At 74.4% G+C, this 10,839-nt stretch carries 7 protein-coding genes and 1 pseudogene; 3 read left to right on the top strand and 5 right to left on the bottom strand.

Annotated elements, in window-relative coordinates; translation table 11 throughout:
- Positions 1-218: 218 nt before the first annotated feature.
- Positions 219-1,517: an isocitrate lyase gene (gene aceA / locus ACYVGT_RS27615; protein WP_460863667.1), complete on the bottom strand. Its 1,299-nt coding sequence runs from the start codon at positions 1,515-1,517 to the stop codon at positions 219-221.
- A 219-nt stretch (positions 1,518-1,736) separates the two neighbouring features.
- On the opposite strand from aceA, the gene ACYVGT_RS27610 reads away from it, so the two are divergent.
- Positions 1,737-3,173 (top strand): helix-turn-helix domain-containing protein, encoded by a 1,437-nt coding sequence (locus tag ACYVGT_RS27610; RefSeq protein WP_460863671.1) that lies wholly within the window; start codon positions 1,737-1,739, stop codon positions 3,171-3,173.
- Between the two features lie 282 nt (positions 3,174-3,455).
- Here the strand turns inward: ACYVGT_RS27610 and ACYVGT_RS27605 are convergent, their stop codons facing one another.
- Entirely contained in the window at positions 3,456-4,697 is a 1,242-nt protein-coding gene (locus ACYVGT_RS27605) for an acyl-CoA dehydrogenase family protein (RefSeq protein WP_460863666.1), read from the bottom strand.
- 491 nt (positions 4,698-5,188) lie between these two features.
- Here ACYVGT_RS27605 and ACYVGT_RS27600 point away from each other — a divergent pair, with 491 nt between their 5' ends.
- On the top strand, positions 5,189-6,346 hold the full coding sequence (locus ACYVGT_RS27600; protein WP_460863664.1) for a DUF418 domain-containing protein: 1,158 nt from the start codon (positions 5,189-5,191) through the stop codon (positions 6,344-6,346).
- Between the two features lie 37 nt (positions 6,347-6,383).
- Here the strand turns inward: ACYVGT_RS27600 and ACYVGT_RS27595 are convergent, their stop codons facing one another.
- From ACYVGT_RS27595 to ACYVGT_RS27585, 3 genes and pseudogenes are all read right to left on the bottom strand, one after another.
- Entirely contained in the window at positions 6,384-6,998 is a 615-nt protein-coding gene (locus ACYVGT_RS27595; protein ID WP_460863669.1) for a PEP-utilizing enzyme, read from the bottom strand.
- Positions 6,999-8,123: 1,125 nt separating this feature from the next.
- Positions 8,124-9,074, bottom strand: a pseudogene (locus ACYVGT_RS27590) (PEP/pyruvate-binding domain-containing protein); the annotation flags it as partial.
- A complete protein-coding gene (locus ACYVGT_RS27585) occupies positions 9,071-9,925 on the bottom strand; it encodes a TetR/AcrR family transcriptional regulator (RefSeq protein WP_460863662.1) in 855 nt (284 codons plus the stop codon). The pseudogene ACYVGT_RS27590 and the gene ACYVGT_RS27585, both read right to left, overlap by 4 nt.
- Before the next feature lie 195 nt (positions 9,926-10,120).
- On the opposite strand from ACYVGT_RS27585, the gene ACYVGT_RS27580 reads away from it, so the two are divergent.
- A complete protein-coding gene (locus tag ACYVGT_RS27580; RefSeq protein ID WP_460863661.1) occupies positions 10,121-10,672 on the top strand; it encodes a hypothetical protein in 552 nt (183 codons plus the stop codon).
- Positions 10,673-10,839 lie beyond the last annotated feature (167 nt).

The raw sequence follows: 10,839 nt of genomic DNA, 5'->3' as shown, positions 1-10,839 counted from the left end.
CGCGCGGCCGCGCCGGCGCGCCGCAGGGGCCGGCGGCAGGCAGCGCGCAGCAGAGCGCTGCGGCGGCGTCCGGGAGCCACCCGGGCGCCGCCGCAGCGGAGTGGCCGCCGGAACCCGCGGGTGACACGTGGTCCGCGGGGTCCGGCGGCGGTGACGGGCTGCCCGCCCCGCCCCAGCCACGAAAGCGGGGCGGGCGCCGTCGGGGAGGAGGAGCCAGCTCAGTGAGCCGCTGAGAACTGGTCCTCTTCAGTGGAGCCGGTGAGCGCCGTCGTCGACGCGTCGGGGGTGATCGCCGTGGAGATCAGGTCGAAGTAGCCGGTGCCGACCTCGCGCTGGTGGCGGGTGGCGGTGTAGCCGCGCTCCTCGGAGCCGAACTCGTCCTCCTGCAGCTCCACGTAGGCCGGCATGCCGGCCTCCGCGTAGCCCTTGGCCAGGTTGAACATCGAGTAGTTCAGGCTGTGGAAGCCGGCCAGCGTGATGAACTGGAACTTGTAGCCCATGTGGCCGAGCTCGCGCTGGAACTTGGCGATGGTGGAGTCGTCCAGGTGCCGCTTCCAGTTGAACGACGGCGAGCAGTTGTAGGCCAGCATCTGGTCCGGGTACTCGGCCTTGATCCGCTCGGCGAACTGCCGCGCCACCTCCAGGTCCGGGGTGGAGGTCTCCATCCACAGCAGGTCGGAGTGGGGCGCGTAGGCCAGGCCGCGGGCGACGCAGGCGTCCAGGCCGTTGCGGACCCGGTAGAAGCCCTCGGCGGTGCGGTCGCCGGTCAGGAACGGGCGGTCGCGCTCGTCGATGTCGCTGGTGATGAGGGTCGCCGCCTGGGCGTCGGTGCGCGCCACGACCAGCGAGGGGACGCCGGCGACGTCGGCCGCGAGGCGCGCCGCGTTCAGCGTCTTGACGTGCTGCGAGGTCGGGATGAGGACCTTGCCGCCGAGGTGGCCGCACTTCTTCTCGGAGGCGAGCTGGTCCTCCCAGTGCACGCCGGCCGCGCCGGCCGCGATCATGCCCTTCATCAGCTCGTAGGCGTTCAGCACGCCGCCGAAGCCCGCCTCGGCGTCGGCGACGATCGGCGCCAGCCAGTGCGGGGCGCTGTCGTCGCCCTCGGACCAGGTGATCTGGTCGGCGCGCTGCAGTGCGTTGTTGATCCGGCGGACCACCGAGGGCACCGAGTTGGCGGGGTAGAGGCTCTGGTCCGGGTAGGTGTGGCCGCCGAGGTTGGCGTCGGCCGCGACCTGCCAGCCGGACAGGTAGATGGCCTTCAGCCCGGCGCGGACCTGCTGGACCGCCTGGTTCCCGGTGAGCGCACCGAGCGTGTTGACGTAGTCCTCGTTCTGCAGGAGGCTCCAGAGCCGCTCGGCGCCGAGCCGCGCGAGGGTGTGCTCCTCGGTGACCGAGCCGCGCAGCCGCACGACGTCCTCGGCCGAGTAGGTGCGCTCGATGTCCTTCCACCGGGGGTCGTTGTCCCACCGGTTCTGCAGCTCTGCTGCGGCTGCCTGCTGCCGCTCGCTGATGCTCATCCGACTACCGCCTTTGCGATCCCCTGGTCCGTCGTGTCCACCCGGCTGGAGACGGTGCTGCCGCGCCCTGCGGGGAGGGTGCGGCTGCGGTGTTCCCCGCCGGTGACACTGATTCTTCGCAAAGTTCGAGGGATTTTCGAGCGGATTCCGGGTGAAGATCGTCGGTTCTTTCTCTAAGATGAAGGCATGACGTACTTTGGCACCGAAGAAATCCCGTCTTTGCCGGGTGACCTGGATCTCGTCACCTTTGGGCAGCGCCTCCGGCACCTCCGCCGGAACCGCGGGATGACTCTTGCTGACCTGGGCGAACGGGTCGGCCGGGCGCCTTCGCAGCTCTCCCTGCTGGAGAACGGCAAGCGCGAGCCGAAGCTGTCACTGCTGACCGCGCTCGCCCAGGCGCTCGGCGTCTCGGTCGAGGAGCTCCTCTCCCGCCAGCCGCCGAGCCGGCGCGCCCAGCTGGAGATCGCGCTCGAGGAGGCCCAGCGCGACCCGGTCTACGCGACCCTCGGGCTGCCCCACCTGAAGGCCGGCAAGCGGGTCCCCAACGACGTGCTGGAGCACATCGTCGGTCTGTACGAGGAGCTGAAGCGGCGCCACCTCAAGCCCACCGCCAGCCCGGAGGAGGCCCGCCGCGCCAACGCCGACCTGCGCGGCCGGATGCGCGAGCGCGGCAACTACTTCCCGCAGATCGAGGCGGCCGCGCAGGAGACGCTCGCCGCCGTCGGCTACAGCGGCGGCGCCCTCTCCCAGGGCCAGATCCTGTCGATCGTCACCCACCACGGATTCACCCTGCGCTACGTCCAGGACCTGCCCCGCTCGGTCCGCTCGGTGACCGACACCCACAACCGGCGCCTCTACCTCAAGCGCGAATCGCTCGGGATGCACAGCCCGCGCACCATCCTGCTGCAGACGCTGGGGCACTTCGTCCTGGGCCACGCCCAGCCGCGCGACTTCGCCGACTTCCTCCGCCAGCGGGTGGAGGCCAACTACTTCGCGGCCGCGGTGCTCATGCCGGAGCAGACCGCAGTGGCCTACCTGCAGGAGGCGAAGAAGGCGCGCGACCTGTCCGTGGAGGACCTGAGGGACGTCTTCTCGGTCTCCTACGAGATGGCGGCGCACCGCTTCACCAACCTGGCCAACCGCCACCTCGACCTGGTCTGCCACTTCATCCGCAACGACGAGACCGGCATCATCTACAAGGCCTACGAGAACGACGGGCTGGTCTTCCCCACCGACGAGAGCGGCGCCATCGAGGGCCAGCGCATGTGCCGCTACTGGTCCGGCCGCCAGGTGTTCGCCTCGCCGGACCGCTACTCGATCTACTACCAGTACACCGACAAGCCCAACGGCACCCACTGGTGCGTCGCCCACGTCGATCCCGGCGCCGAGCGGAACTTCGCCATCACACTGGGCGTGCCCTACAAGGAGTCGCGCTGGTTCCGCGGGCGCGAGACGACCAACCGCACCAAGTCCAACTGCCCCAGCGGCGAGTGCTGCGTCCGCCCGCCGGCCGACCTCGCCGCCCGCTGGGAGGGCCATGTCTGGCCCTCGGCCCGCGCCCACTCGCACGTGCTGTCGGCGCTCCCGTCCGGCACCTTCCCCGGCGTCGACGAGACCGACGTCTACACCTTCCTGGAGCGCCACGCCGTCGACTGACCCGCCGCCCGCGGCACACCGCTTCGCGGTAGATCGGCCGCGTCCCCGCCGTCTCGCAGTCCACCGCTTCGCGGCGGCCGGTCGCACCCCCACCGTCCGGCAGCGTCGGCCTCCGCCCCGCCCGGGCCCGCCGCGCCCCGGTGGTCTGCGCTGCCGTCGCGCTGGCGGATCCGGCCCTGCGGGGCGGAAGGGGCCTCCGTCTCCCGGGCCGGTCCAGGTGGCCCGAGCAGAAAAGAGGGGCGCCCCGCGGGGCGCCCCTCTCCGTTCCCACCAGTGGAACGTCTACTTCACCGGGAGGCCGGTGATCCGGCGGCCGATGATGAGGCGCTGGATTTCGGAGGCGCCTTCGAAGATGGTGAAGATGGTGGCGTCGCGGTGCCAGCGCTCGACCGGGTATTCGCGGGTGTAGCCGTTGCCGCCGAGGATGCGGATGGCGTCCTGGGTGACCTTGGTGGCGGTCTCCGAGGCGTGCAGCTTGCTCATGGAGCCCTCGGCGTTGGCGAAGTCCTTGTTGTTGCGGGCCATCCAGGCGGCGCGCCAGACCAGCAGGCGGGATGCGTCGATGCGGGTGGCCATGTCGGCGAGGGTGAACGCGACGCTCTGGTTCTCGGCGATCGGGCGGCCGAACTGCTCGCGCTGGACGGCGTAGTCGCGGGCGTACTCGTAGGCGGCGCGGGCGCAGCCGACCGCCATGGCGCCGACGCTCGGGCGGGACGCCTCGAAGGTCTTCATGGCGGCCTGGCCGCCGGAGCTGCGGCCCTCCCGGACGCGGGCCAGCCGGGCGTCGAGCTTCTCCTTGCCGCCGAGCAGGCAGGACCCGGGCACGCGCACGTCGTCGAGGACGACCTCGGCGGTGTGCGAGGCGCGGATGCCGTGCTTGGAGAACTTCTGGCCCTGGGAGAGGCCCGAGGTGTGCGGCGGGACGATGAAGGTGGCCTGGCCGCGCGAGCCGAGGGCGGGGTCGACCGCGGCGACGACGACGTGCACGTCGGCGATGCCTCCGTTGGTGGCCCAGGTCTTGGTGCCGTTGAGCACCCACTCGTCCTTGGCCTGGTCGTAGACGGCGCGGGTGCGGATCGAGCCGACGTCGCTGCCGGCGTCCGGCTCCGAGGAGCAGAACGCGCCGAGCTTGATGTCGTCGGCGCTGCCGAACATCTGCGGCACCCACTCGAACAGCTGCTCCTGGGTGCCGTTGCCGGCCACGGCCACCGCGGCCAGGCCGGTGCCGGTCAGGGCGAGGGCGATGCCGGGGTCGCCCCAGTAGAGCTCCTCGAACGCCATCGGGATGCCGATGCCGCTGGGCTCGAGCCACTGGTTGGCGAAGAAGTCGAGGGAGTAGAGGCCGATCTTGGCCGCTTCCTGCAGGATCGGCCAGGGCGTCTCCTCCCGCTCGTCCCACTCGGCGGCGGCGGGGCGGATCACGTCGCGCGCGAACCCGTGGACCCAGTCCCGGACCTCGCGCACGTCCTCGTTGGGCTCCAGGCTGAACGCGGGGGCAGCGGTTCCCTCGGCGGATTCCGTCATGTGCACACGTCCTTCAGTCGTCTCGGCCGGGCCGAGGGCAGGGGGCGGGCCGTGCGGCGGCCTGCGGTCCGGGGTATCCGGGCGCCGCCGCCAGGACAAGTGTTACCAAAGGTAACACGTGGCTCCGAAGCGCGGAAATGCGGCCGGACCGCCCCCGGGAGGTGCCGGCAGCAGAAGCCCGCCGCTGGTTCGGCATGGACCTCACGGGGACGTCGGCGGACAGCCGGGCAGCGGCGCCGCCGCAGTCGGTGGCGAGGGGCATGACATCTGTAACGGGTGGTGTGTGCATGCCGCACGGGAGATCGGTTACATACGGCTCTCGGCCGGCGGCGGGCGCAGTTCTAGCCTCGAAACAGGTGGCCGGAGAGCCCTTCCGGCCGCCAGGGGCGGTCGGAGCCACGGGTATACCTCTCGGCCTGATGCCGTCCCCCCGAACTGCCGGCGCGGCCCCCCGCCGTGCCGATCCCGCCGCGCCACACATTAGGGATGCAATGCCGACGAGTCAGACAGGACCTAGCAGCGGCGCTCCGACGCTGTCCCGGCCGCGGCTGCTGGCCCCCGACCTGGCGCGCGGGATGATGCTGCTGCTCATCGCGCTGGCGCACAGCCGCATGCTGCACGCGGGGGGCAACGACTACTCCGCCCCTGCCGCGGGGAGTGCGCTCGATACCGCCGTCCAATGGCTGTTGACGTCCGCCGTCGACGGGCGCGCCGCCCCGCTGTTCGGGATGCTCTTCGGATACGGCCTGGTCCAGATGGTCCGGCGCTTCTCGGGGCCCGGCGGCGACGGCCGTGCCCGGCAGCTGGTGCGCCGCCGGGGCGCCTGGCTGGTCGTGTTCGGTATCGCGCACATCGTGCTGCTCTACAGCGGCGATGTCATCGCCGCCTACGGGATGTTCGCGCTGCTGTTCGCCGGCGCGGTGTTCTGGCCGGACCGGCGGCTCTGGTGGGTCGCCGCGGTCAGCCTGGTGCTGGGCGCCCTGGCCGTCGGCGCCGTGCAGCTGGGCGCGCAGTCCGCAGTGGGGCTGCCGGTGGGGGCGACGCTTCTGGACAGCGCCCTGATCCGGGCATCGGGTATCCCGGTGCTGCCGGTCGCCGCCCTGCTCATGGCGGCCCCGGTGCTTCTCGGGGTCCTGCTCGGCCGCTGGCGCATCCTGGAGGAGCCCGAGCGCTATGCCGCGCTGCTGCGCCGAACGGTCCTGCTGGGTTTCGCCATCGCCGTGCTGGGCGCGCAGCCCGTTGCGCTCCAGGCCGTCGGCGTGTGGTCGCCCGCGACCACGGCGGGTGGGCTGGCGGCGTCGGCGGTGTTCAGCGTGACCGGGATGGCCGGAGGGCTCGCCTACGCGGCCGCCATCACCCTGGTCGCCGCCCGCCTCCGCGAGCCGTACGGGCCGGTGACGACCGCGCTGGCCGCCTGCGGGCAGCGTTCGATGACCTTCTACATCGCCCAGTCGCCGGTCTGGTTCGTGCTGATCGAGCCCTCGCTGCTCGGCCTGGGCGGGCAGTTGAGCGCCGCGGCCGCCGCCGGGATCGCCGCCCTCACCTGGGCGGCCACGGTCGCCGTCGCCGCCGTGCTGCACCGGGCAGGGCTCCGCGGCCCGTTCGAAGCGCTGCTGCGGCGCCTGGTCTACGGGAACCGCCGGCCGTGACCGCGCGGGTCAGGAGGCGCTGCCGCGCCGCCCTGCATCAGCTGCTCAGCGGGGTGACCGTGCCGGCGGCGCCGTCCACCCGCACCCGGTCGCCGGTGGACAGCCGCGCGGTGGCGTCGCCGCACCCGACCACGGCGGGGATGCGCAGCTCGCGGGCGACGATGGCGGCGTGCGAGAGCGGGGCGCCGACGTCGGTCACGACGGCGGCCGCACGCGGGAACAGCGGCGTCCAGCCGACGTTGGTCGCCGGCGCCACCAGCACCTCGCCGGTGCGCAGCTCCTCGGCGGCGGCCGCCGTCAGCGCCACCCGGACCCGCCCCTCGACCACTCCGGCGGCGCCCGGAAGGCCGGTGACCTCGGCGTCGGGCGGGCCTGCCGCCTCCGCCTGCGGCGCCGACGCGTCGAACAGGTCGGTGCGCCGGTGCGGGTCGGCCGCCCACGCGTGCGGGTCGAACGCGCCGCGGATCAGCCGCGGGAAGACCGGCAGGGCGCTGTAGGAGGCGTGCGCCGCGCGCCGCGCCGGCACCCGCTCCAGGACGGCGCGGTCGCCGCGGAGCAGCGCCGCGGTCTCGTCGGCGTGCAGGAAGAACACGTCGTCGCCGGCGCCGGACAGCTCGCCGGCGCGCAGCAGGTAGGCGCGGACGGTACCCATCCCGCGCACCCATTCCGAACGGGCCGCCTCCCGTCCCCGGAACGACCCCGCCGCGCCGGCCATCCTGCGCTGCAGCCGCCGCGCGTCGGCCGGACGCCGTGCGGCGAACCGGGCGAGGGCCTCCTGCTGCTCCCGGTGTGCCTGCTCCACCAGAGTGTCGGCCGGGACCGGCGCGGAGCGGGCGCCCTCGGCGATCCGGTCGATCCACGCCGGGTCCTCGTCCGGGCGCGGCGCAGACAGCTCGAACTCGTCGGGGGAGCGGTGGCCCCAGTTGCGGGCGTAGGCGGCGGGGCCGATCTCGCCGCGGGCCAGCTGCGCGGCGCCCACCACCGGGCCGAGGCTGGCCAGCGGGCCGCCCTGGGAACCCGAAGAGCCCAGCAGCGCGGCGATATCGGCGTCCGGCACCCCGCGCCGCTCCAGCCAGGGGCGGAGGCTGAACATGCCCAGCCCGCCGCGGCGCATCCCGGCCCAGACGAGCATCCCGACCTCGTCGATGAGGGGGATGACCGCCGTATCGCCGACCTCGGCCAGTGCGGCCGCGCCGGGGGCGGCGGCGATCCGCCCGCGGACCGCGCCACACAGCTCGGGCACCGCGGCCAAGCGCGCGTGGGTGCGGCGCAGGAACGTCAGCCGGTGCGGCAGGCCCGGCAGGACGGTGGCGGCTATCGCGCGGGCGATCTGCGCTTTCGACGGTACAGACGGCGGCACCTCCACCCCGTCCGGGATCGCGCCGTAGACCTGGTCGAGTGCGCCCTGCGCCGGGCCGATGCCGAACGCCGCCGTCAGCGAGTAGTTGACGTACCAGCGCCCGCCGATGCTGCCGTGCATCGGCGGGCCGGGCAGGTCCGACACGGGCATGACGGCCGTCAGCCACATCCGCAGGAACGACCAGGAGGCCGGGGTCAGCACGCCCGGAGCGGCCTCGCCGACATTGGTCGAGGTCCACAGCTGGTCGGCGAGGAGCGAGTCGTTCCAGACCTCGGGCTCCGCGCCCGCACCGCCCCCGGTCGCCGGCGCGGTGGCGCTGAGGGCGGAGCCCTGCGCGGCCCCGTGCGCCCTGCTGCTGAGGGAGCTGTTCCCGGTGCTGCCGCCGAAGCCGTCCGCGGCAGACGGACCGGCTGCGGTGACCGGGCGCGCCTGCAGGATGGACAGCGCACCGCCGGCGCGTGCCCACTCGATGTCCATCGCCGTGCCGTACAGCTCCTCGATCCGGACCGCGGTGCGGGCGATCTCGGCCGCTTCGGCGTCGCCGAGCACCGGCGCCCGCCGCTTCTGTGCCGGAACCGGGACCTCGGCGGTGCCGCCGTCGGTGCGCACCGTCATCACCGCCTTGTCGCCGGTGGTGCGCACGGCGACCGCGCCGGTGCGCCGGTCGACGGCGAGCGAGTCCGGCGTGACCTGCCCGCCGACGAGGGACTCGCCCAGCCCCCAGGCCGCGTCGATGCTGATCCGCTCGGCCGCTCCGGTCACCGGGTCGCGGGTGAAGGCCACCCCGGCGGCGTCGGCGTCGACGAGGAGCTGCACCACCGCGGCGAGCGCCACCGCGCCCCCCGTATCGGCGACGCCGTTGCGCCGCCGGTAGGCGATGGCGCGGGCGCCCCACAGCGACGCCCAGCACGTCCGCAGCGCGGCCAGGACCCCCTCCGCGCCGCGCACGCCCAGCACCGTCTCCTGCTGCCCGGCGAACGACAGGTCGGGAAGGTCCTCGGCGGTGGCCGATGAGCGCACCGCAACTGCCGGCGGACCGGGGTCTGCACCCTCTCCGGCAGCGGAGCGCGCCAGCTCGGCGCAGGCCGCGCGGATCGCCGCAGCCACGTCGGACGGCATCGGCGCCGCCGCGATCGCCGCGCCGATCTGCGCGGCGGCCTCCTCGGCGGACTCCCGCTGCAGCGCCTCAGCCAGGACGCCCTCCAGCTTCGCCGCCTCGGCGAAGCGCCGGTAGCCGGCCGTCGTCACGTGGAAGCCGCCCGGAACCGCGATCCCGGCGCGGGCCAGGCGGGCGAGCGACGCGCCCTTCCCGCCCGCCGTCTCCAGTACGGCCCCTTCGGAGTCCAAGGCAAGGACCAGTGCGGTCATCGGTTCCGCCTTTCGCGGGCGGGGGCGCCGCCGGCGCCGCCCGGGGTGGCTGCGGAGTCTGCGGCGCCGCTCCCGGCACCGGTTGCGCCGGCGGCGCCGGACACGGGGAAGGACAGGGCGAGCCGGTCGCGCGCGTGTGCGGTGAAGCGGTCCAGATGCGCCAGTGTGATGCGGCCGGTCTGCGCCGCGTCCGGCGGCCGCGCGGCGCCGTCCGGCGCGAGCACCCGGTCCAGCGCGTCGGTCAGGAGCGCTGCGCGGTGCAGCGCCTCCGCGGAGTCGTCCGGCTCGGCGGGGCCGCCGGACGCGGGGCGGTCCGGCGGGCGGTGCAGGCCGGGGAAGAGGAAGCCGGCCAACAGCGAGTGCACGGCCTCGGCGAGGTCGGCCGCGGGGCGATCGGTGCGCACCAGACCGTGCGCCTGCAGGTCAGCGCAGTACGCCGAGGCGTCGATCCGCGGCGCCTGCGCCGCCATCGCCCGCCACTTCTCGCTGAGCAGCCCGCGCACGGCCGGCGAGCCCCACGGGTCCAGCGAGCCGAGCAGCAGCGGCGACCGGTGCAGCGCCAGCAGCAGCTCCCCGTACAGGGCGCCCGGAGTCGCCGGCGCACCGGCCGCCGCGATCCGGTCGCGCACCGCCTGGAGCATGGCGAGGCGCTCGCGGCGCAGCAGCGCCCGGTAGAGCTCGTCCCGGTTCGGCCAGTGCAGGTAGAGCGTGCTCTTGGCGACGCCGGAAGCGCGCACCACGTCGTTGAGCGTCGTCTTGTCGATGCCGATGCGCCCGATCAGCTCCGCCGCCGCGTCCAGGATGCGGCCGGCCCGCTCGGCCCTGCGGTCCTGCTCCCTGTGCACTGCCACCCCGCCCTTCCGGACTGTTCTCGTGACCATTTGAGCCCATCTGGTCAATGTTGTAAAGGTGCTGGCCGGGTGCGGACGCCCAGCGCGGCGGGTGCACCCGATCGCACCGGTTCGGGTCGCCCGCCGCTGGCGCGGGTCTCCGCGGTCCCAGCGGTTCCCGCTCCCCGGGGCGCCGCTGCGTGTACGGTGCCGCTCGTGTCCCCTCAGGACGTCCCACCTCAGTCCCGGCGCCTTCTGGACCTGGCCGACCAGACCCTGGCGCGGATCGACCCCGACGACTCCGCCGAGGCGCACGGAGCGGAGCCCGGTGGAGCGGCGCGCCCAGCGCCGCAGCCCGGGGGACCCGTCCCCCACGGTCGGCCGCCGGAGCCCTGGACGCCGGGCCGGGGCAACGGCTCCAGCGGTCTTCCGCGCCCCGGAGGGCCCCCGGTGCCCCCGCTCTCCCCCGTTCAGGAGGCGCTGCGGAGCGTCGCCGCGTCGCTCCGGGGCAGCCGCCGGCGCTACGCCGCGCGCCCCGGCTCCCGGGAGGACGCCGACGCCCTGCTGCGGGACATCGTCGACGCCCAGAACCGCTGGACCGCCCTCCTCGAAGAGGAGCAGCGCCGCCAGGCGGTCCGGGCGCGGGAGGCGGAGGCGGCCGCGCAGCGCTCCCACCGGGTCGCTGTGCTGAGCATCCTCGTCGCTGCCGCCTCGCTGGCCCTGGCCGGCCTGGAGTTCCTCCTCAAGCTGCTCGGCATGGGGCTCTGAAGCGCACCGTTCGGACTCTTCCCCACCGGTGCCGCCGGCCTGCTGCGGGCCCGGTGGGCCCGGCCCCCGCGGGGTCCGGGCCGAAGAGCTCCGGGCAGAGCTCGCGCGCGCTGGAGCCGGCCGGTGCGGGGCGCGCCGCGCCGGGCCGCCCAGCCGGCGGCGGCCGG

It is taken from the genome of Nocardiopsis coralliicola, from assembly GCF_054779695.1.
This window is presented reverse-complemented; position numbering and strand designations above follow the sequence as displayed.